This window comes from Pseudomonas sp. UFMG81 (assembly GCF_015354575.1).
Classification (GTDB): domain Bacteria; phylum Pseudomonadota; class Gammaproteobacteria; order Pseudomonadales; family Pseudomonadaceae; genus Aquipseudomonas.
Genome location: NZ_JACAFQ010000017.1, coordinates 54670 through 78283, shown reverse-complemented (window position 1 = coordinate 78283; position 23614 = coordinate 54670). Strand labels below are relative to the sequence as shown.

Sequence of the window (23614 nt, the reverse complement as noted above, 5' to 3'; positions counted from 1 at the left end):
CACAAAAAAACCAAACAACGACCGTGCACGCCATCGACCGGGCGCGGCGGGCGCCTGCGCCCCGCACCCCGTCCCCAGATATCCCCGAGGTCCAGCACCATGGCCAATTTCAGCAAGTCCGACCTGGAATTCATCCTCAAGCAGATCTTCATCGCCGAAGCCCACGCCGCTGGCGCCAGCCTCATCGACCTGCTGCCCAACAGCCAGGTGCCGTATGGCCTGCGCACCGTCGACGGCAGCTACAACAACCTGGTGAACGGGCAGAGCGAGTTCGGCGCCGCCGACAATTCGTTCCTGCGCCTGCTCGATGCCCAGTACCGCGCGGCCTACGCTGGCAGTGGCACGGTGGTCGACAGCCAGCCGCGCACCATCAGCAACCTGATCGTCGACCAGACCGCGCATAACCCGGCGGCGGTCGAGGCCAACGGCGGCGCGGCGGCGGTGATCAGCCCCGGCGCGGACGGTGTGTTCGGCACCGCCGACGACAAGCAGGTGTTCTTCATCCCCAACGAGTCGGCGGACGCCGGCCTGAGCGCCGGCTTCAACGCCTGGATGACCTTCTTCGGGCAGTTCTTCGACCACGGCCTGGACCTGGTCACCAAGACCAGCAGCGCCGTCGTGTTCATCCCCCTGCAAGCGGACGACCCGCTGTACGTGCCGGGCGGACAGACCAACTTCATGGTGCTGCCACGCGCCGCGCACACTGCTGGCGCCGATAGCGTGCTCGGTACCGCCGACGACGGCCAGCTCAACACCACCTCGCCGTTCGTCGACCAGAGCCAGACCTACAGTTCGCACCCCTCGCACCAGGTGTTCCTGCGCGAATACGCCCTGAATGCCGACGGCGACCCGATCGCCACCGGCCGGCTGATCACCAATCGCGACCTGGGCGCCGACGGCAAGTTCGGCACCGCCGACGATGGCAGCGGCGAGCACGGCGGCATGGCCACCTGGGCGGTGGTCAAGGCCCAGGCCCGCGACCTCCTCGGCATCAACCTGACCGACGCCGACGTGCACAATGTGCCGTTGATGGCCACCGATGCCTATGGCAACTTCCTGCGCGGCCCCAACGGCATGCCGCAGGTGGTGATGCGCGTCAGCAATGGCGCCGATGGCATCGCCGGCACCGCCGACGACGTGACCCAGCTGGTCGAAGGCAACCGCGCCGCGCCCATCAGCCTGGCCAACGCGGTGAGCACCGGCCATGGCTTCCTCGACGACATCGCCCACAACGCCGAACCCGTGGTGGTCGGCGGGGTACTGCAGGCCGATAGCGACAGCGCGGTCGGCAATGCGCAAACCGTGGGAGCTGGCGGCAACAACCTGACCTACGACAACGAACTGCTTGACGCCCACTACATCGCCGGCGACGGCCGCGCCAACGAAAACATCGGCCTGACCGCCGTGCACCATGTGTTCCATGCCGAGCACAACCGCCTGGTGCAGCAGACCAAGGACACCATCCTTGCGTCCAACGACCTGGCCTTCCTCAACCAGTGGCTGGCCACCGACGTGGCCGCGCTACCGACCACCCCCGCGCAGGTCGCCGCCCTGGTGTGGGACGGCGAGCGGCTGTTCCAGGCCGCTCGCTTCGGTACCGAGATGCAGTACCAGCACCTGGTGTTCGAAGAGTTCGCCCGTACCATCCAGCCGCAGGTCGACGAGTTCCTCGCCCCCAACGGCTATGACACCTCGATCAACCCGGCCATCCTCGCCGAGTTCGCCCATGTGGTGTACCGCTTCGGCCACTCGATGCTGACCGAGACCGTCGACCGCTTCGACCCGGCGTTCAACCCGATCCTCAGCGACCCGAACAACCCCGACCAGCAGCTGGGCCTGATCGCCGCCTTCCTCAACCCGCTGGCCTTCGCTGGCAGCGGCGCCACCGCCGACGCGGCGGCCGGGGCGATCATCCGTGGCGTGACCCGCCAGCTCGGTAACGAGATCGACGAGTTCGTCACCGAGGCGCTGCGCAACAACTTGTTGGGCCTGCCCCTTGACCTGCCGGCGCTGAACCTGGCCCGCGGCCGCGACACCGGCATCCCCAGCCTGAACCAGGCGCGCCGCGAGTTCTACCATTCCACCGGCGACAGCCAGCTCAAGCCCTACATCAGCTGGGCCGACTTCGCCGAGCACCTCAAGCACCCGGCCTCGCTGGTCAACTTCATCGCCGCCTACGGCAGCCACAGCAGCATCACCTCGGCCACCACGCTGGAAGACAAACGTACCGCCGCGCTGTCTCTGGTGTTCGGCGGCAGCGGCGCACCGGCCGACCGCCTCGACTTCCTCAACGGCACCGGGGCCTGGGCCAACGTCACCCTGGCGGGCAAGGATGGCGTGCTGGGCAGCGCCGACGATGTCACCGGCGTGACCATCACCGGGGTCGACAGCATCGACTTCTGGATCGGCGGCCTGGCCGAACAGAAGATGCCGTTCGGCGGCATGCTCGGCTCGAGCTTCAATTTCGTCTTCGAGACCCAGCTCGAAGCGCTGCAGAACGGCGACCGCTTCTATTACCTGTCGCGCACTGCCGGCCTGGACTTCGGCGCGGAGCTCGAGAACAACTCGTTCGCCAAGCTGATCATGCTCAACACCGATGTCACCCACCTGTCCAACACGGTGTTCCTCACCCCGACCTTCACCCTTGAAGTGGACCAGGCCAACCAGTACACCGGCCTTGGCGCGGACGGCCGCGCCGACCCTACCGGCGGGCTGATGATCAACGGCATGGAGATCGTGCCGCTGGTGATCCGCGACAACCCCGACACCGTCGGCGGCGACAGCCACTACCTGCACTACACCGGTGAAGACCACGTGGTGCTCGGCGGCACCGCCGGCGACGACATCATCATCGCCGGCGAAGGCGACGACACCGTCTATGGCGACGGCGGCAACGACCGCCTCGAAGGCGGCGCCGGCAACGATGCGGTACTGGGCGGCGCGGGCGACGACATCATCACCGATGCGTTCGGCGACAACCGCCTGGAAGGCAATGCCGGCAACGACGTGATCATCGCCGGCAGCATGCTCGCCGCCGGCAACCTGATCCTGGGTGGCGACGGCCAGGACTTCATCGTCACCACCGAGGACATCACCACCACCTTCGGCGGCAAGGGCGACGACTTCATCCTGGGCGCCAAGACCAACCTGCCGCCCACCGGCAACGAAGGCGACGACTGGATCGAGAAGGGCACCCAGGACGGCGCCCCGGGCGACAACTTCGCGCCGCTGCTCACTGACGACGTGATCGGCAACGACATCTTCGTCGGCGGTGGCGGTTTTGATGAAATGATCGGCGAGGGCGGCGACGACATCTTTGTCGGCAGTGACGCCCAGGACAAGATGGACGGCATGTCCGGCTTTGACTGGGTCACCTACAAGAACGACAAGGTGGGTGTGACCGCCGACCTGAGTCTGGCCGCGCTGGCCCAGCCCCATGGCAATGCGCCGAACCAGAACGCCGGGGTGTTCAACCCGGTCGGCGCCTCGCCGGCCTCGATCCTCGACCGCTTCGCTGAAGTGGAGGGGTTGTCCGGCTCGAAGTTTGCCGATGTGCTCAAGGGCGACGACGTCGATGCGGTGACCATCCTCAACCATGGTGGCGCCACCGGCAGCGCATTGACCAACGTCGCACTGATCCGTGGGCTGCAACAGTTCCTCGCCGACGCCGGGCTGCCGACCACCGGCTTTGCCACCGGCAACATGATCCTGGGGGGTAACGGCAGCGACCTGATCGAGGGGCGTGGCGGCGACGACCTGATCGACGGCGACAAGTGGCTCAACGTGCGCATCGCGGTGTACGCACCGGGCGACGTGAACCATACCGGCCCCGAGATCGCCAGCTTCGACAGCATGGTCGAGATGATCCCGTTCATGCTCGACCGCACCTACAACCCCGGCCAGCTCAAGGCGGTGCGCGAGATCCTGCCGGGCACTTCGACCGGCGGCGCGGCCTTCGACACGGCCATCTTCTCCGGCCTGCAAGCGGAGTACGTGGTCACTCAGAACACCCGTGGCACCGCCGACACCGCGGACGACGTGTGGACCGTGGCCGACACCGTGGCCGGCCGTGACGGCACCGACACCCTGCTGCACATCGAGCGCCTGCAATTCGCCGACGGCCAGCGCGTGCTGGTGCAAGGGCTCAACGCCCAACCCACTGGCAGCCCGACCATCAGCGATGGCAACGGCGGCGCGATCACCGTGGGCGACCTGCTCACCGTGAGCGTGGCCGGCGTGCGCGACGCCAACAACGTCGGCGCCGGCAACCCACTGGGCACGCTGGCCAACAGCTCGGTGTCGTACTACTGGCAGTTCGAGGCCGACCCGGGCAGCGGCGTGTTCCAGGACATCATCCTGCTGCCGGCCGGCGACCTGGCGTTCCAGAGCGCCGACGGCACCGCGTTCAAGGTCTCGCCCGACCTTGAAGGCCTGTCGCTGCGGGTCAAGGCGATCTACCAGGACGCCCATGGCACCACCGAAGTGCTGTTCTCCCAGCCCACCACCGTGGTGGCGCCGGGCGCGCCGGTAACGCCGACACCCGCCACCCCGGTGGTGGATGCCAAGGCCGGCGGCGCCGGCCTGCACATGGTGCGCTCGGACCTCAACTTCATCCTCGAGCAGATCAAGATCGCCGAGGCCGACGCCCATGGCCAGGACATCCTCTCGCTGATCCCCAACATTCGTGCGCCGCTGGGCCTGCGCGCGGTGGACGGCTCGAACAACAACCTGCTGAACCTCAACGGTAACAACCACACCGAGTACGGCGCCGCCGACAACGTGTTCCCGCGCCTGACCGACCCGGTGCTCAACCCCGCCGAAGGTGCGCCGGCCGGCTTCTTCGGCCCAGGCTCGCCAGCCATTCCGGGTTCCTCCTACCAGCAGACCAGTGGCTACGTGTTCGACTCGCAGCCGCGTACCATCAGCAACCTGATCGTCGACCAGACCTCGCACAACCCGGCGGCCTACGCCACCGCCTACGACCCCGGTGCCAACGGCAAGCTCGACTTCGGCGCGGCAGGCAGCGACGACGTGCTCAAGGACGGCGTGCGCATCGTCGCCAGCCCCGGCCTGGACGGCCAGTTCGGCACCGGCGACGACCATGACGTGTACCTGTTCGAGAACACCGCCCCGGATGCCGGCCTGTCGGCGCCGTTCAACGCCTGGATGACCTTCTTCGGGCAATTCTTCGACCACGGCCTGGACCTGGTGACCAAGGGCGGCTCGGGCACGGTGTTCATCCCGCTGCAACCGGACGACCCGCTGTACGTGCCGGGCGGGCATTCCAACTTCATGGTCATGACCCGCGCCACCAACCTGCCCGGGGCCGACGGCGTGCTGGGCACCGCCGACGATATTCACGAGCACACCAACACCACCACGCCCTTCGTCGACCAGAACCAGACCTACAGCTCGCACCCCTCGCACCAGGTGTTCCTGCGCGGCTACCAGCTGACCAGCGATGGCCCCATCGCCACCGGCCGCTTGATCACCAACCGCGACCTGGGCGCCGACGGCAAGTACGGCACCGGTGACGACAGCGAGATCGGCGGCATGGCCACCTGGAAGGTGGTCAAGGCCCAGGCCAACGACGTGCTGGGTATCCACCTCACCGACGCCGATGTCGACAACGTGCCGCTGTTGGCCACCGACGCCTACGGCAACTTCATCAAGGGCCCGCATGGCTACCCGATGGTGGTGATGAAGGGCCTCGACGGCCTGGGCGGCACCGCCGACGATGTGCTGGTCGAAGGCAACCCGCTGGCCCCCATCGACTTGACCAACGCCGTGCGCACCGGCCATCAGTTCCTCGCCGACATCGCCCACAATGCCGTGCCGGTGTTCAGTGGCGGCGTGCTGGCGCCCGACGCCGACCACGCCATCGGCAACGCCGTGCCGGTCAACCCGCAGACCGGCGCCAACACCGCCTACGACAACGAACTGCTCGACGCCCACTACATCGCCGGTGACGGCCGGGTCAACGAGAACATCGGCCTGACCGCGGTGCACGCGATCTTCCACTCGGAACACAACCGCCTGGTGGCGCAGACCAAGGACACCGTGCTGGACGCGGGCGATGTGGCCTTCCTCAACGAGTGGCTGCTCAAGCCGGTCACTGCCTTGCCTGCCAGCCAGGCTGAAGTGGATGCGCTGGTGTGGAATGGCGAGCGGCTGTTCCAGGCCGCCAAGTTCGGCACCGAGATGCAGTACCAGCACCTGGTGTTCGAGGAGTTCGCCCGCACCATCCAGCCACGGGTCGACCTGTTCTTCGCCCCGACCCAGGTGTACGACGTCGACCTCGACGCCTCGATCGTCGCCGAGTTCGCGCACACCGTGTACCGCTTCGGCCACTCGATGCTGACCGAGACCGTCGACCGTTACGACGCCGACTTCAAGGTGATCGGCGACCCGAGCAGCAGCGACCCCGACCAGCAACTGGGGCTGATCGCGGCGTTCCTCAACCCGCTGGCCTACGTCGCCAGCGGCGTGACCCCCGAGGACGCCACCAGCGCCATCGTGCGCGGGGTGACGCGCCAGGCGGGTAACGAGATCGACGAGTTCGTCACCGAGGCGCTGCGCAACAACCTGCTGGGGCTGCCGCTGGACCTGCCGGCGATCAACATCGCCCGTGGCCGCGACGTTGGCATCCCGTCGCTCAATGCGGTGCGCCGCGACATCTACAGCCAGACCGGCGACACCCAGCTCAAGCCCTACACCAGCTGGGTGGACCTGGTGCAGCACCTCAAGCACCCGGAATCGCTGATCAACTTCATCGCCGCCTATGGCAGCCACAGCTCGATCACCGCGGCCACAACCCTGGAAGGCAAGCGTGCCGCAGCCATGGCACTGGTGTTCGGCGGCGCTGGCGCACCGGCCGATCGCCTGGACTTCCTCAACGGCACCGGGGCTTGGGCCAACGTGACCTTGCCCGGCAAGGATGGCGTGCTGGGTACCGCCGACGACCTCAAGGCGGTGACGGTGACCGGGGTGGACGCCATCGACCTGTGGATTGGCGGCCTGGCCGAGAAGAAAACGCCGTTCGGCGGCATGCTCGGCAGCACCTTCAACTTCGTGTTCGAGAACCAGCTGGAGAAACTGCAGGACGGCGACCGCTTCTACTACCTGGAGCGCACCGCCGGCCTGTCGATGAACGCCGAGCTTGAGAGCAACTCGTTCGCCAAGCTGATCATGGCCAACACCTCGGCCACCCACCTGCCGGGCCTGGTGTTCTCCGACCCGGGCTTCTACCTGGAAGTGGACCGTTCCAAGCAGTACAACGACGGCCTGGGCAATGCCGACCCGCTGGACGCCGCCGGTCACCAGGTGGTGTTCCGCGACAACCCGCTCACCGCCGGGCCCGACAGCCACTACATCCGCTACACGGGCGACGAGCACATCGTGCTCGGCGGCAGCAACGCCGACGACATCCTCATCGCCAGCGAGGGCGACGACACGGTGTGGGGCGATGGCGGCAACGACCGCATCGACGGTGGCGATGGCAACGACCAGCTGCGTGGTGGCGACGGCGACGACATCATCACCGACACCGGCGGCGACGATAACATCCAGGGCGGCGACGGCAACGATGTGCTGCACGGCGGCAATGGCGTCAACCTGATCATCGGCGGCTTCGGCAACGACTTCATCGTCACCGGCGAGGATGCCAGCGAAGCCATCGGCGGGCAGGGCAACGACTTCATCCTCGGCAGCAAGGCCAACGAACAGGACATGGGCAACGAGGGTGACGACTGGATCGAGAAAGGCACCTCGGACGGCGCGCCCGGCGACAACTTCGACCCGCTGGGCAACGACCCGGTGATCGGCAACGACGTGTTCATCGGCGGCAACGAGAACGACAAGTTCAACGGTGAGGGCGGCGACGACATCATGGTCGGCAGCCTGGGCTTCGGCGACCGCTACATCGGTGGCTCGGGCTACGACTGGGCGACGTTCAAGGATCTTGCCCAGGGCGTGAGCATCGACTTCACCGACCGCTTCTTCGATGTGCCCAAGGTGCCCGGCTCCGGTGCCTCGGCGCTGGTGCGCTTCGACATCATGGAAGGCTTGTCGGGCTCGGCCCACGGCGACTTCCTGCGCGGCGACAACGAGGATGCCACCTCGCTGCCCACCGCCGGGGCCACCGGCAGCGTGCTGACCAACATCGGCTTGATCGCCGGCCTGGCCGACTTGCTGGCCGCTGGTGCGACCTTCTACGACGGCGGCAACATCATCCTCGGCGGCAGCGGCAGCGACTTGATCGAGGGGCGCGGTGGCGACGATATCCTCGACGGTGACAAGTGGCTGAACGTGCGCATCAGCGTGCGCGCCAACCACGACGGCACGGGCCCGGAAATCGCCAGCTTCGACAGCATGGAGCCGATGGTGCCGCTGATGCTCAACGGCACCTACAACCCTGGGCAACTGGTGATCGTGCGCGAGATCCTGAGCGGCGACAACAGCTACGACACCGCGGTGTTCACCGGCATCGCCACCGACTACCGCATCAGTATCGAGGGCGATACGGTCATCGTCACCGACACCGTGGTGGGGCGTGACGGCGTCGATCGTCTGAGCCATATCGAGCGGCTGCAGTTCGCCGACTCGTCCCAGGCCACTGGGGTGGGTACGGCGGTCAACAAGGGGCCCTCGGGCCACCTGGCAATCCTCGACGATGCCAGTGGCGCCCGCGCCGATGCGCCGGTCGCCGGCCAGTTGCTGCGGGTGAGCAACCGTGGCGTGCACGACGCCGACAACGTCGGCGCGGGCAACGCGAGCGGTGCCGTCACCGGGCCGGTGGCCTACTACTGGCAGGTGGAGACCATCCCCGGCACTGGCGTGTACGAAGACATCACCTTTGTCGCCGCCGGTGAAGCGTCTCGGGCGACCGGCACGACCTACCGGGTGACGGACGATGTGGCGGGGCTGAACATCCGCGTGCGGGCGGTGTACCAGGATGCCAAGGGCACCCTGGAGATCGTCGACTCATCAGCCAACAGCGCACCGAGCGCCGGGCCGACGGTGACCGGGCTGGCGGCGCAAAACCAGGTGCTGACCGCCAACCTGGCCACGTTGGTCGACGCCGATGGCCTGAGCAACCCGCAGTTCAGCCTGCAATGGCAGTCAAATATCGGTGTGGGCTGGGTCAACATCGCCGGTGCCACCGGCAGCACCTTCACCCTCGGGCAGGCCCAGGTGGGGCAGCAGATCCGCTTGCTGGTGAACTATGTGGACGACTTCGGCGTGGCCGAAAGCGCAGCCTCCGACCCGACGTTGCCGGTGCTCAATGTCAACGATGCACCCACCGGTGCGGTGCTGATCAGCGACACCACGCCGGACCAGGGCCAGACCCTCACCGCGCTGACCGGCAGCATCGCCGACCTGGACGGGCTGGGTACCTTCAGCTTCCAGTGGCAGCAGGGGCAGGGCGGCACCTTCAGCGACATCGCCGGGGCCACCACCGCCAGCTTCACCCCGGGCCTGGCCCAGGGCAACCAGCAACTGCGGGTGGTGGTGCGCTATACCGACGGCTTCGGCAAGCAGGAGACCGTCACCTCGGCGGCCACTGCGGCGGTGGCGGTGATCGCCGGTATCGTGCTGCAGGGCACCGCTGCCGCCAACACCCTCAACGGCACGGCGGGCAACGATGTGCTGCTGGGGCTGGGCGGTAACGACACCCTCAATGGCCTGGCCGGGTTCGACCAGCTGTTCGGCGGTGTGGGCAACGACATCCTCAACGGCGGAGACGGTGACGACGTGCTCAATGGCGAGGACGGCAACGACACCCTCAATGGCGGGCTGGGGGCCGATGCCATGAACGGCGGGGCTGGCAACGACACCTTCGTGGTCGACAGCCTCGGCGACAGCGTCACCGAGGGGGCCGGCGGCGGCGTCGACCTGGTGCAGACCAGCCTGGCCAGCTACCTGCTGGGCAATGAGGTGGAGAACCTCACCTACACCGGCAGTGACAACTTCACCGGTAACGGCAACGCCCTGGCCAACGTCATCACCGGAGGTGCCGGCAACGACACCCTCAATGGCGGCGCCGGGGACGACCGGCTGGTGGGTGGCGCCGGCAACGACACCTACGTGATCGATGCCGGCAACGATACGGTGGTGGAGGCGGCCGGTGGCGGCATCGACACCGTGCTCACCTCACTGCCCAGCCATACCCTGGCAGCCAACGTCGAGAACCTGACCTACACCGGGGCCGGCAACTTCATCGGTACCGGTAACGACCTCAACAACATCATCACCTCGGGGGCGGGCAACGACACCCTCAACGGTGCTGGAGGCGACGACACGCTCAACGGCAATGCCGGTAACGACACGCTCAACGGGGACAACGGCAACGACCAGCTGTTCGGCGGCCTGGGCAACGACATCCTCAACGGCGGTGGCAACAACGACACCCTCGATGGCGGTGCGGGCGACGACGCGCTCAATGGCGGCAATGCCGATGACGTCCTGCTGGGCGGGCTGGGCAACGACAACCTCGACGGCGGTGTGGGTGTCGACCTGCTGGACGGCGGCGACGGCAACGATACCGTGCTCGGCGGTGGCGGCAACGACACCTTGCTGGGCGGGGCCGGCGATGACTTCCTCGACGGTGGCGCGGGCAACGACACGGTCACCGGCGGGGCGGGCAACGACTCGATGGTGGCGCTGGACGGCAACGATGTGTTCGTGTTCGCCGCCGGCTTCGGCACCGACCAGGTGTTCGGCTTCGACGCCGCCCCGGCAGGCGGCCAGGACCGGTTGGACATCTCGGCGATGAACATCAGCGCGGCGACCTTCGCCGCCAGCGTGACCATCGCCGATGTGGGGGCCGATACGTTGGTCAGCTTTACCGGGGCCACCGACACCATTCGCCTGGTCGGGGTGGGGGATGCGACCAGCGTGACGGCGGCGGACTTCATCCTGACCTGATGGGTGGCGGGATGTGAGGGCAGGGATGCCCTTGGTGAGTACGCGGCCCATCGCCGGCAAGCCGGCTCCCACAGATACAGCGCCAAACTCAGTACCTGTGGGAGCCGGCTTGCCGGCGATGGGCTGCGCAGCAGCCCCGATCGTCATTCCTGACGGAACGCCTCTTCGATAAACGCCTCCAGCGCCTGCGTCTCGATGATCTCGATGGAAAAATGCCCGAAGCGCTTGGGCAGCCAGATGATCCGCGCCCCCGATGGCGTCAACAGGTCGCCCCGCGCCAGCGGCTGGCCGTTCTCGTCCTCCGGCTGCACCCCCTTGGCCACCAGCTGGTCATAGGCCACTTCGATATCCGGCGTCGAATAGCAATGGCGGTAGATCATCCCTTCGCCATGTTCGTCCAGCAGCACCTTGAGGTTGCCCGCCAACGGCTGCACCAGCATGAACCGCTCCTGCCCCATGCGGGCGACGGCGTAGCGCACGTGCAGGCCACCGCGCTGCCACACCTGGGTGGTGGAGATCTCGGCGCCGAGGATCTGTTGGTAATAGGCGCAGGCCTGTTCGAGCTGGCTGACCAGCACGTCCACATGGCTGAAGGTGAGCTGCATCGCGACATTCCTTTGGCTGAAGGCCAGGAGCATAACCCAGCCTTTGCAGGGCCGGGGGCTGTGATGCGCACCCCCTGGTTTCTCAAGGTTGTTACACTGCCTGCCCGACGATTCGATGAGATGGATTTCATGCATTTGTATGTGGTGCGGCACGGGGAAACCTGGGCCAATGCCGAACAGCGTTACCTGGGGGCACTCGATCCGTCGCTGACCGAGCGGGGCCGGGAGCAGGCGAAATCGCTTGAAGGCCTGTTGCCTCGCTCACTGGATGTACTGGTGGTTTCCCCGCGCCTGAGGGCCCGAGAGACCGCCAGCATCATCAACGCCGGGCTTAACCTTGAGACCGAAATCATGGACTGCTTTCGAGAGCGGGATGTAGGTGTATTCGAAGGGTTGACGCAAAGCGAAGCCAAGGCGCGCTATCCGCAGCTATGGTCGCAGAACATCACACGCCAATGGGCGCTTGGGCCAACGGACGGCGAGTCGATTGCCGACGTTGTGCAACGGGTGAGTGAAGGTTTGCTGGAGCTGCAAGCGAAGTACCCGGCGAAGAACGTACTGCTGGTGGCCCACGGTTTCGTCGCGAAGACCATCCGCGCGTTGGCCAGGCGTGATTTTTCAGACTTCTACGACTGGCAGCTCGCCAATGGCCGCCTGTTGGCCTTGGAAAACTTCGAAGCGCCGACGGTCGATGTGGAAACGTTGCGCAGCTCACTGCCGTTTCAATGAGGCCGGCCACCGCCGTATTTCACCCGTTCGTCACAGGGCATCTACCGATGCCCGACAGTGAGCGGGCAGAAATGGCCAGAGGGTCAATACTGCTTCGAGCACTGACCCTACGAGGATAAAGGCATGGGCACCCACCTTGCGCTTCTGGCCGCAGCCATGTGCAGCACCCTTGTGCAGGCCCAGGCGATCGAAACCGCCAAGACGCCGATCGGCGACATCCAGTTGCAGTTCGGCTTGCCGGCCAACCCAGCCGAGGAACGGCGCATCTACGATGAAATGGACTTCCAGCGAGCGACCCAAGGCTATATCTGGGCCATTCCCTTCGTGGCCATGGCGCAATGGAAGGACGCCCACCTCCACCAGATCGGTGCAGCCGAACTGGAGACCGTGCTGTACGAGAAGTTCGCCGACAAACAAGGGATTCTCACGGCCAACCTGACCACGCCCTACCTCATCACCTTCGGCAACCTGGCAAAGGGGCCGGTGGTGCTCGAAATGCCCATTGGCAGCACGGCAGGCATGGTCATGGACTTCTGGCAGAGGCCGATGACCGACCTTGGCCAGGCGGGGCCGGACCAGGGCAAAGGTGGCAAGTACCTGCTGGTGGGCCCTGGCCAGAAAGCGCCTGAGACATCCGAATACCGAGTTGTGCAGGTGCGCACCAACAACTTTTTCGCCGGTGTTCGCGTGCTCGACCCGGGTGCAGACAAGATCGCCGCCGCTCGCCAGGCGTTCCGCTTCTACCCCTATGCCCAGCGTGGCAATCCCCCCGTGCAGCTCAGCCGAAACGTCGACGGCAAGCACTGGTCCCAGGTGCAGCCCCGTGGGCTGGCTTACTGGGAGCGCTTCAACGAGTACATGCAACAGGAGCCGGTGGAGGAGCGCGACCGGATGATGACGGCCATGCTCGCGCCGTTGGGGTTGGAAAAGGGCAAGCCGTTCCAACCCGGTGAGCGGGAAAAAAAGCTGCTGACCGATGGCGCACTGATGGGCGAACTGATGTCGATGAACATCTCCTACGCCAAACGCTTCCCCGACGCCTACTACCGTCCGGATGCGAAGTGGGCCTACGTGATCATGTTCGATCCCGGCCAGGAAACCGCCCATTACTCGCAGCTCGATGAGCGCACCGACTACTTCTACGAAGCGGTCACCGCCGCCGCCGGCATGATCAGCACCACGCCCGGCGTGGGCTCGGCCTACCTGGGCGCCTACAAGGACAAGCACGACCACTGGTTCGACGGCAGCAAGACCTACCGCTTGCGTGTGCCGCCAAACCCACCGGCGAAGAACTTCTGGTCGCTCACGGTGTACGACACCTACAACCGTGTGCAACTGGACAACCCTACCCAGACGGCCGATATCTCGTCACGCAAGCAGGCCCTGAAAAAGAATGCCGATGGCTCGGTTGATCTGTACGTTGGCCCCAAGGCCCCTGCGGGGTGGGAGCAGAACTGGATCGAGACCTTGCCTGGCAAAGCCTGGTTCGCGTACTTCCGCTTTTATGGGCCTACCGAAGGGTATTTCCAGCGGACTTACGTGTTGCCGGATTTCGAAGAGATAACCCAATGACCGATTGGATCGACAAGGAAGCTGCAAGATGATCACCACCCTTCGCCCTGCCACGTCCAGCGATATCGAGCTGCTTTTCGATATCCGCACCAGCGTCACGCAGAACCACCTCTCGCGTGAACAGCTGCATGACATGGGCATTACCGCTGACGCACTCGCCGATGCCATCGGCAGTAGCCCTTGCGCCTGGATTGCCGAATGGCAGCAGGAGGCGGTCGGTTTCGTGATGGTCGACCCTGACGAGGGAGAAGTCTTCGCCCTGTTCGTGCGCCCACGGCATGAGGGCAAGGGGGTAGGGCGGTTGCTGCTGGAACGGGCGGAACAAGCGTTGTTCCAGCAGCATGAGGTCCTGCACCTGACCACCGACGGTAATGAGGCCATCCGGGCCAATGGCTTCTACCAACGGTTGGGTTGGGCCTGTGCCGGAGCGGTCGATGAGCGGGATGTGCGCTATGAGAAGCACCGGGCTGAGTGAACAGTACCGCTGCGCCCGATTACAGTGCGTACTGCGCCACGCCATGCCCGAACGACCAGTTTTCCTTGTGCACCTCGACCAGGTTGATGAACACATCCTCCATGCGTACCCCCGCTTCTTTGTTCAGCCCCTCGGCGATGGCCAGGTACAGCGCTTTCTTCTGCTCGACGCTGCGCCCTTCGCTGAGGGTGATCTGTATGAACACCTGCCCGTTGCTGCGCTGGATGCCCAGGTACTGCGGGTCGTTCACCAGGCGGTCATTGTCGTGCTCGGTCAACACCTGGAAGTTGTCGTGCTCGGGCACGTTGATCGTGCGCCTCATGGCGGCGTAGACGACCTGGCCGACTTTGGGCAGGTGAGTGGGGTCGGGGTGGCGCTTGATATCGATGCGTACCAGAGGCATGCGGGGGCTCCTTGGATTGTCTCCAGCGAGGGTGCAAAAACCAGTACTGCGCGCATCAACATAGTGCGCATAATCCCGTTGCACAAGCGACCCTATCCCCGAGGAGCCTGGCCATGACCGACGTGCTCTATCTGCAAGACCTGACCGTGGGTGACACCTTTACCAGTGGCGAGCACGCGCTGGATACCGAGCAGATCATCCGTTTCGCCCACGAATTCGACCCGCAGCCGTTCCACCTCGATGACCAGCAAGCCCAGGGCACCTTCTTCGCAGGGTTGGCCGCCAGCGGCTGGCAGACCAGCGCCATCACCATGGAGCTGCTGGTGGGCAGCCTGCCGCTGGCCGGCGGTGTGATCGGGGCGCATGTCGATGTCAGCTGGCCGCAGCCGACCCGGCCCGGGGATGTGCTGCGGGTGACCAGCACGGTCGTCAGCGTGGCACCTTCGCGCTCGCGGCCGGACCGGGGCATGGTGGTGCTCGAGTGCATCACCGCCAACCAGCGGGGCGAGGCGGTGCAGCGCATGACCTCCAAGGTGCTGTGCTTCAGGCGGGAAGGGTAGGAGCTACGCTTGCGCGGGCGCCCGCGCAAGCGCAGTGAATTAGGTCATTTCAAGGCGATGGTCTTGACCACGGTTTCGCCTTCGGTACCCCCGGGCCAACACAGATCGACCGTGACCGATTCACTGTCGGTGACATGGAAGATGGCGAAATTCTTGCTTACCGAGTGGCTGAACAGATGCGTGAACTGGATGTTGTCATTGCCGCTCAAGGTCCCGGATTTGGCGATGCCGGGCGAAGCCGTTAGTCCGACAGGCATCCGCGAAATGGCACTTGACGTGACCTGGAAGACATTCGCCTTGCGATAATTACGATGCTGCAGCCTGAAAGCCGCCGCGCAATGAACATCGCCGCTAATAAACACCAGTGTGCGGCCATCAGCGTCCAAGACCTTGAAGATCTCTTCGAACAGGTAGTTCCTTTCGTCATGGTTGGTGGGGTGGTCCCATTCATCCATCGCATCGTCCTTGAAACTGTCGATCAGCGAAGCGGCTGTCAGCACGATGGACCGCCAGTGGACGAAAGGCACGGGGCTCACCACGAACACGAGCCTGGATTTCATCACCGGTTCGGTCTTCAACCAAGTCACGAAGCGTTCCACTTGCGCATCGCCCAGCAGCCTGTTCCTGGGCTTTTCCACGTCGTGATGCCCGCGAAGTTCAAGCACGTAGAAGGGGTTCTTGCCCTTGATGAAGTTGTAGTCCCAGATGCAATCGTCGGCTTTCTTCAGCACCTTTTCGTCAGTGCCGGTGGGAGGGTTATGGCTGTGCGCATATTCGAAGTAGGTTTGTCGTGCAGCCAGCCACATGGCATCCACAATTTCCTGATCGACCACCGGATCATCGGCCTTGAAGTACCTGGAGAGAATGTCCAGGCGTTCCGCGACGGTGTGCGAGCCCCAGCCATCCATGATTTCATGGTCATCCCAGACCATGTACTGGGGAACTTTCGAGAACAGCTCCTGCATGTGCGGGAACTTCCAGTACACGCGGTAATACCAGCGGTAGAGATTGCGCAGGTACTCCTCAAGATTGGGGCCATCGAGGATGCCGTCTTTCCAGTACGTGGCGATCAGATCGTCCTTGTTGTCTTGGAGCCACTCCCAGGCATCGGGGAAAAACTTGTTGTCCTGGCAATCGACATACACTTGGTCGCCTCCGCCAATGGCAAACCGGATATTGGCGTCGAAAGCGCGGCTAACGAACAAAGGCCATGCGCCCTCGCTGTTGTGGTCATTGAACGGGTCGTGACAACTGTAAAAGCCAAAGCTGAAGTTCGGCATGGATAGCGCCATGGTGGTAAAGGACAGGCGCTTCTGGAAGCCGATTTCCGTCCGCCTCCACATGCTCTTGCTGGCGAGCTTAGGGCTCATCAGGTAGTAGTAGTACGTGGTGTTCGGCGTGAGGTCGGCTATGTCGAAGGTGTGGGTGAGATCCGTTTTCACGTCGAAGTTGTGCGTCTTGATGTTGAGGGGGTTGCCTGCGTTGCTCTTCAGGAACTGCTCGATGGTTTTGTCGTCCAGCGAGTTCAGGTCACCGGTCAGTGGCGTTTCGGACCAGACCAGCGACCAAGGCCCGGCTTTGTAGACGCGGATCCACACCCGCGCACTGGTGGTGTCGACATGCCCCACGATGCTGGCTGAGCCCAGTTTGCTCACGTCATATTCATTGTCCCGCGGATCGACCAAAGCCATGGTGCTCTCCTTTATCCCATGTGGTGTGCTGGGGTGACACTGTTTTGGGCAGGGCACGGGTCGACAGCGTTTTCTGACGAGTCCCTTCGCGTGGTGACTATTGGGCCAATCATCGGCCTCTGAATTAGGGTTTCTTCGGACGCTGGGTAGATGCGTCTTGCTCTCCAATCACGGTAGTGACCATAAGCACGCCTCAGTCGGCTTTGTCGAGCTCGAGGTTGCGGCGGTTGACCACGGCCTGCAACCCTTCCAGTAGCCTGTCTGGTGCCGCGTTGGTTTTTTCGGCATCGAGCAGCAGCACTTGGACCTGATGACGGGAGCGTCGGTTGATACGGAAGTTGGACTCGAAGTCCAGGGCCGCCAGCAAGGTCGTCATCACCGCTGCCGTGCCGGCGAGCATGGATGACCAGTCGGCCGAGAGCTCCTCATCCAGGAACGAGAGCTTCGAAACGATCGCGGCTGCCGATGCCAGCAGGGCTGACACCACCAGCAAGAAGCGATAGCCGAATTTCCAGCGCATGGCGGAGCGACGGTATTTACCTTCTTGCGTGGCAAGGATCGCTTTGGTGCGTTGCAGATGTTCGTCAGACATATCCAGGCCTCTTCCTTGATGTGACGCACGTGTGATTGTAGATGGCCATTACGCGCATCGTGGCTTCACGACGAACGTTCTCGCAGCCTCTCAGTGTCCCTTCCCGTGCGACTCAGGAGGCGGCAGGGGTACATAGGTCAGCGGGTAGGGCATCACCTGCTTGATCTCGGGGTAGTTGGCCTTGAGCCGGTCGATCAGCGCGTTCTCGTCTTGCACGCGAATGAGCTGGGGGCGGCTGGGTTCATTGCCGAAGAAGTCCTCCCAATGCCCATACACCATTAGCCGTGGCTTGATCACGTCGAGCAGGGCGTCGGGGTAGAGCTGCACCTGATCGGTGGACGCTGCGCAGATGATCGCGATATCGATGCGCTTGCCGTCCTGCAGGATGGGTGGGAATCCGTAGGGTGGGTTGCTCGCTGAATCCTGGTAGTGAATGCGGTAGACCGGCTCGCCCTTTTCGTCCAGCAGGTCTATCAGCCAGGCGAGGGTCTGGCCGCCTGGCCAACGGCGCACGTAGGTGGGCAATTGGGTCAGGTCCTCCCGGTAGCGAGTACCTTCCAACAGATTGATCCCGGCGATGTGCGGCGCATGCTGGCTCTCGATGGCCATGAAGCGGAACGCGCCGTTGGGCTCCCATCTGTCTTGCGTAACGATTTGGGGTTTGGCGCGGTTGCCGCGCCTGACCGTGACCATCTTGGGCTGCATGTTCACGAACCTGGATTTCAAGCCCGCCCCCGCCAGCAGATGCCCCGCCTCTTCGTTGCCATAGGCAATCGCCTGGGGTGCCTGCTTGCGCATGATGTGTGGCACATCGAGCAGATGGTCGTAGTGCGCGTGGCCGATCAGCAGTACCTTGGCGTCGCGCGCGTCAGGCATGAGGTCGTCGATACGCTGTTCATTGGCCTTGACGAACACGGGTGGGAAGGCGGGGTTGCTGAAGGACGGGGCAAGCAGCAGCGTTTCGCCGCGCCAGTGCAGCAGCCAGCCGCCGACGCCCAGGTATTGCAGGCTCGGCCCGGAGGGCTTCGGTGCCTGAGTGGTGGGCTCCGTGCCGTTGAGGTCCTTGGCGCAACCGGCCAGGCATAGCAGCACGAGCAATAGGGCGACGCGCATGGGTGTGTCCCCGCTCTGGTGATAGCCAAAGGCTAGCCCAGGGTTCGGCGGCATGCGATGGCCAAACTGGTGGGTTTGCACATTCCCTGTAGGGAATCCCCCAGCCCTGTGGGAGCGGCTTTAGCCGCGAAGCAGACGACGCGGTGGATGGCACCGGCTCTGCCGGTGTTCGCGGCTGAAGCCGCTCCCACAGCGACCTCGTTGAATCAGAGACTTACCATTTGTTCCATGAGCGCGGCGCATGCCATTACGTGCCTTTGAGCAACCGCGTAAGGCTCGACAGGATCGAGGCCGCGTCATAGGGCTTGCGCACCACCGGCACTTTGAGCAGATGCTCCGGCAAACTGACGCTGTCGCCGTACCCCGTGGCGAACACGAAGGCAATGCCGCGCCGGCTCAGCTCGTCGGCCACGGCGATCGAGGTCCCCGTGCCCAGGTTTACATCCAGCACCGCCACGTGCGGCGCGCGGCTTTCGATCAGACGCAGGGCCTCGCGTTCCGAGCTGGCGGTGAACACATCGTCGATCCCGGCATCGGCCAGGATCTGCTCCAGGCCCACTGCGATCACCAGCTGGTCCTCGACGATCAGCACGCTCAGCCGCGCCAACGCTTCGCAGCTCTCGACCGCCGCAGCGCCTTGCGCTACCGCTGCCGGCGAGGTGGTAATGGCGGCTAGCGCCACATGCCTGGCCGGGATCATGAACTGCCCGCGCACGCCTTCGGGCAGGTACTCGACGCTGCTGGTGCCGCCCAGGTCGAAGGGGATGCTGCGGTCGATCAGCACCGAGCCAAAACCACGGCGGCTCGGCGGGCGCACCGTCGGCCCGCCGCTTTCCTGCCAGCTGATGTCGCAGGCGTTGCCCGCGCTCAGCGTCCAGCCAACCTGCAACGTGCCCCCCGCAGCCGACAACGCGCCATACTTGGCCGCGTTGGTCGCCAGCTCATGCAGCACCAGCGCCATCACCGAGTAGGCCTGGGCATCGAGGATGATGTCAGGCCCGTCCAGCGCGATCTTGCCGGCCGAGGCTCGGTAAGGCGACAGCTCGGCCTCGAGCAGGGTCGCCAGGTGGCCGCCGCCGTCGCCGCGCACCACCTGGTCGTGGGCGTGGGACAGCGCCTGGATCCGGCCTTTGAGCGTGGCCACGTAGTGCTTTAGGGTCTGGCTTTCGTCCGTCGGGTGGGCCACCAGCACGCCGATCAGCGAGAGGATGTTCTTCACCCGGTGGTTGAGCTCTTCATTGAGCACGCGCTGGCGCACCTCGGCCTTGGAGCGTTCGCTGGCGAGCAGTTCGCTGTTGTGCAGGGCCACTTCGACGATGGCGGTACGAATGGCCTCGCCGAACTGGCGGTCCTGCTCGCTCCAGGGCAGCGACTGCTGGTGCACGGTTTCCTTCCAGATGGCGAAGCTCTTGCGCGGCGTGAGGCGCTCGCCCAGGGCGCCGGTCGCGTAGGTCTTGTTCGGGTCGCCGGCCCAGTCGAGGGTTTCGATGACTTCCTTGCGAAACAGCAGGAGGTAGTCCCGCGGGTGCTGCGACATCGGGATCACCAGCACACCGGACACCTCCGCGGCATAGGCCTGGGCGGGCGNCGGGTGGGCCATGGGCAGGCGATTGGAGGCCCAGGTCTGGCCTTCGGCGACGCTCTCGGCGAGGCGCAGCAGGTCGGGGATGGCCGCCCTGGGCGGGGTGAGGCCGGCGCAGGACCAGCGCCCCTGCAGCGACATGCCGATGCCGTCACAGGGCACCAGTGACTGGAACTCACCCAGGCGCGCGTGGAAGAACGCGGCGATGTCCGGGGCCTGATTGGCGTTGCGCAGCAAGGTATCCAGGGCGTTGTGCATGTGCTGGGCGGCTTCGAGCTTCTGCCGGCTGCGCAGCGTCTCGATATGCAGCGAGAAGAACTCGCCGAACATCTCCGCCGCCACCCGTTGGCCCATGGCCAGGGTGCGGGGCGCGTAGTGGTGGCAGGCGATCAACCCCCACAGCGCGCCATCGACGATGATCGAAATGGACATCGAGGCGCCCACGCCCATGTTGCACAGGTATTCGCAGTGCACCGGCGACACGCTGCGCAGGTGCGCATAGGACAGGTCCAGCGGTTCGCCTGACGGGTCCAGCAGCGGCTGGATCGGCACCGACTTGAAACGAGTGTCGGCGATCACCCGGATCGGGTTGCGCAAGTACAGGGCGCGGGCCTGCTGCGGGATATCCGAGGCGGGGAAATACTGCCCCATGAAGCTTTCCAGGTCGCCGCGCTTGGCCTGGGCCACCACCTTGCCGGCGCCATCGGCACCCAGCTGGTAGATCATCACCCGGTCGTAGCCGAGCACGGCCCGGACGAAACGCGCCGAGTCGCGGAACAGCTTGGCGGTCTGGTCCACCTCGCGCAGCTGGGCGATCAGCGCGCGGGCCAGTTCGATGGGCTCGGCGACACTGGCACCGGCGGGCTCGAACTCGAGGATGGCATTACCCTTGAACACATGCGCCGACACATCGAAAGCCCGGCCGCAGGGCAGGCGCAGGCCGAAAGTGAGCGACGGCCGCGCGGCTTCGCGGGTACGGGCGAGCGCGTTGCGCAGGGTATGGGCGGCTTCGTTGCCCAGCAGTGCGTGGAGTTTCTGGCCGTTGAGCTCACCGCTCAGGCCCAGCATCTCAGCTACGTTGCCGGAATTGCGCAGGACCCTGTGCGCCGAGGCATCGCAGGCCAGCAGGCAGCCGTGGGGCTGGATGCTGCCGGGGATCTGGATCGGCTCGCGATCGCAGTTGGTCAAGTTTACCGGTGGTTGCGAGGCCATCATCCCCTGCCTGTTGACGAAAAGGCGGCTGCCCAACTGACTGTCGAAGTCATTCAAGAGGGATTGGCTGGCAAACGCGTGCGGTGGGTAGAACGCCTGCGCCCCGTCGCAGACGACGTGAGTCTAGCAGGCTTCGCTTGTGCGCATGGGGTGGCATGAGGGCCGCCAGGTGCTTGCCGAGAGGTTTGCAGCGCCTATGAGATCGAGCGCCGCCCGCGCGGCGCATCGCTGGCAAGCCAGCTCCCACATCTGTTTCGGGACAGTTACTCCTGGTCCATCTCCACTGTACGCCTTGTTTATACGACGCGGTTTCAGCGTTGGCGCTGATGCCGCACCACCAGACTTGAGACATGCACCAAGGCGGACAGTGAAGACCTCACAGGATGGATTGGCCCGAAACAGATGTGGGAGCTGGCTTGCCAGCGATGCGCCGCGCGGGCGGCGCTCGATCTCAAGAGCGCTGCAAACTTCTCGGCAAGCACCTGGTGGCCCTCCGCCGATTTCCCTCCATCCACCCGCAGCGGCCCCTGCATTACCAGGCTGAACACAACCCTGCACATCACCAAGCCAGCAGCCCCGGACCTTGCAATCCCTCCGTCACATCGAGACAATGCGAGCAATTACCATTTACATCCTGGGTCCCGCTCTATGTCGACGCTCGACCGTTCGGCGCTTCACCAGCTGTACAGCGAAAACAACGGCTGGTTGAAAAGCTGGTTGCGCGCCCGCCTGGGCAATGCCGCCGATGCGTCCGACCTGGCCCACGACACCTTCCTGCGGGTCATGACCGCCCGCAACCAAGTGCCCATCCGCGAGCCGCGCAGCTACCTCAGCGCCATCGCCCGCGCGCTGCTGATCGACAAGGTTCGCCGCCGAGCCATAGAGCAGGCCTACCTACAGGCCCTGGCCCTGCGGCCCGAGCCGGTCGAGGTGTCGCCGGAGACTCGCCTGTCGATCATCGAGATGCTGCTGGCGGTCGATGCACTGCTCGACGACCTCGGCCCCAGAACCCGCGATATCTTCCTCGCGGTGCAGTTGGAAGGGCTGACCTACGCAGCGGTCGCCGAACGCTTCGACGTCTCGGTCACGACGGTGAAGAACCATCTGATCCGGGCCATGACCCGTTGCCTGCTCGTGGTCGAGAGCTGAGGGGCCGGGCCGTGGATCTGAAAACCCTCGAAGCCGCCGCGACCTGGTATGTGCAACTCAATGAGGGTGATGCGGACGCCGCGCAAACCCATGCCTGGCAAGCCTGGCTGGCCGCAAGTCCAGCCCATGCCGAAGCCTGGGCGCGGGTGGAGAAACTCCAGCAACAATGGGCGAGGGTGCCGCGCCAGGCCGCGCTGTCGAGCCTGGGGGCGGCCCAGGCGCAGCGCCGCGACGTGCTGAAAGTGCTGGGCATGCTGCTGGCCGTCGGCGGTGGCACCTGGCTGGTGGGCGAGCAGGTGCCTTATCAGGCCTTGCTCGCCCAGCAGCGCACCGGTAGCGGCGAGCGGCGCTCGCTGCGCCTGGACGACGGCACCCAGCTGGAGCTGAACGTCGACACTGCGCTGGATGTGCGTTTCGATGCGCAGGTTCGGGCCATCCAGCTCTACCGCGGAGAGATCCTGGTCAGCACCGCCAGCGACCCTGCCCGGCGCCCGTTCATCGTGCACACCGACGACGGCAGCGTACGGGCGCTGGGGACACGGTTCAGTGTGCGCCAGTTGGCGCAGCAGACGCGGGTCGGTGTATTGCAGTCGGCCGTCGAGATCCGCCCTCTGCACCACCTCGACCAGGTGCTGCGCCTGGACGCCGGGCAGCAGGCGGGCTTCGACCGCGACACCCTCGCCAGCGCCCAAGCCCTGCCGGCCGACTCTACGGCCTGGGTCCAGGGAATGCTCAGCGTCAACGACTGGCGCCTGGGCGATTTCATCGACGAGCTGGGGCGCTATCGAACCGGGGTGCTGCGCTGTGCCCCGGCTATTCGCGGCATGAGCATCTCGGGTGCGTTCCGCATCGACGACACCGATATCGCCCTGGCGAACCTGCCCAAATCCCTGCCGGTGAAGGTGCGCTACCTGAGCCGCTACTGGGTGAGCGTGGAGCCTGCCTGAGGGCTGAACGAAAAAAGTTTTTCCGTAATCTTGCTGATTTCGATTCTCGTCCGTCCAT

The 23614-nt window shown here is 64.9% G+C and carries 13 protein-coding genes; 7 read left to right on the top strand and 6 right to left on the bottom strand.

Annotated features, from left to right (window positions below; genetic code table 11):
* The first annotated feature begins 99 nt into the window (after positions 1–99).
* Positions 100–10926, top strand: coding sequence for a peroxidase family protein (locus tag IX761_RS15045; protein WP_194790361.1), 10827 nt, complete (start codon positions 100–102; stop codon positions 10924–10926).
* Between the two features lie 143 nt (positions 10927–11069).
* On the opposite strand, the gene IX761_RS15040 is transcribed toward IX761_RS15045, so the two are convergent.
* Entirely contained in the window at positions 11070–11531 is a 462-nt protein-coding gene (locus IX761_RS15040) for a VOC family protein (protein ID WP_194790360.1), read from the bottom strand.
* Here IX761_RS15040 and IX761_RS15035 point away from each other — a divergent pair.
* The 3 genes from IX761_RS15035 (at position 11511) to IX761_RS15025 (ending at position 14307) form a co-directional block, all read left to right on the top strand.
* Positions 11511–12260, top strand: coding sequence for a histidine phosphatase family protein (locus IX761_RS15035; protein WP_228533576.1), 750 nt, complete (start codon positions 11511–11513; stop codon positions 12258–12260). The two genes, IX761_RS15040 and IX761_RS15035, sit on opposite strands and share 21 nt — an antisense overlap.
* Positions 12261–12383: 123 nt before the next feature.
* On the top strand, positions 12384–13832 hold the full coding sequence (locus IX761_RS15030) for a DUF1254 domain-containing protein (RefSeq protein ID WP_194790359.1): 1449 nt from the start codon (positions 12384–12386) through the stop codon (positions 13830–13832).
* A 28-nt stretch (positions 13833–13860) separates the two neighbouring features.
* Positions 13861–14307: a GNAT family N-acetyltransferase gene (locus tag IX761_RS15025; RefSeq protein WP_194790358.1), complete on the top strand. Its 447-nt coding sequence runs from the start codon at positions 13861–13863 to the stop codon at positions 14305–14307.
* Between the two features lie 19 nt (positions 14308–14326).
* Here the strand turns inward: IX761_RS15025 and IX761_RS15020 are convergent, their stop codons facing one another.
* Complete coding sequence (locus IX761_RS15020; RefSeq protein WP_194790357.1) at positions 14327–14710, bottom strand: tautomerase family protein; 384 nt, start codon at positions 14708–14710, stop codon at positions 14327–14329.
* A gap of 113 nt (positions 14711–14823) precedes the next feature.
* Between IX761_RS15020 and IX761_RS15015 the strand changes: the two genes are divergently transcribed.
* Positions 14824–15270, top strand: a complete 447-nt coding sequence (locus IX761_RS15015) for a MaoC family dehydratase (RefSeq protein WP_194790356.1) — start codon at positions 14824–14826, stop codon at positions 15268–15270.
* 44 nt (positions 15271–15314) lie between these two features.
* Here the strand turns inward: IX761_RS15015 and IX761_RS15010 are convergent, their stop codons facing one another.
* From IX761_RS15010 to IX761_RS14995, 4 genes are all read right to left on the bottom strand, one after another.
* Positions 15315–16961 (bottom strand): alkaline phosphatase D family protein, encoded by a 1647-nt coding sequence (locus IX761_RS15010; protein ID WP_194790355.1) that lies wholly within the window; start codon positions 16959–16961, stop codon positions 15315–15317.
* 193 nt (positions 16962–17154) lie between these two features.
* Entirely contained in the window at positions 17155–17553 is a 399-nt protein-coding gene (locus IX761_RS15005; protein WP_194790354.1) for a hypothetical protein, read from the bottom strand.
* Positions 17554–17643: 90 nt separating this feature from the next.
* Positions 17644–18666 (bottom strand): MBL fold metallo-hydrolase, encoded by a 1023-nt coding sequence (locus tag IX761_RS15000; protein ID WP_194790353.1) that lies wholly within the window; start codon positions 18664–18666, stop codon positions 17644–17646.
* Between the two features lie 247 nt (positions 18667–18913).
* The gene (locus IX761_RS14995) at positions 18914–21460 is read right to left on the bottom strand and encodes an HWE histidine kinase domain-containing protein (RefSeq protein WP_194790352.1); all 2547 of its coding nucleotides are present in this window, start codon (positions 21458–21460) and stop codon (positions 18914–18916) included.
* 648 nt (positions 21461–22108) lie between these two features.
* On the opposite strand from IX761_RS14995, the gene IX761_RS14990 reads away from it, so the two are divergent.
* Together IX761_RS14990 and IX761_RS14985 are read left to right on the top strand one after the other, a co-directional pair.
* On the top strand, positions 22109–22609 hold the full coding sequence (locus tag IX761_RS14990) for a sigma-70 family RNA polymerase sigma factor (protein WP_194790351.1): 501 nt from the start codon (positions 22109–22111) through the stop codon (positions 22607–22609).
* Positions 22610–22620: 11 nt separating this feature from the next.
* Entirely contained in the window at positions 22621–23556 is a 936-nt protein-coding gene (locus IX761_RS14985; RefSeq protein ID WP_194790350.1) for a FecR domain-containing protein, read from the top strand.
* Positions 23557–23614 lie beyond the last annotated feature (58 nt).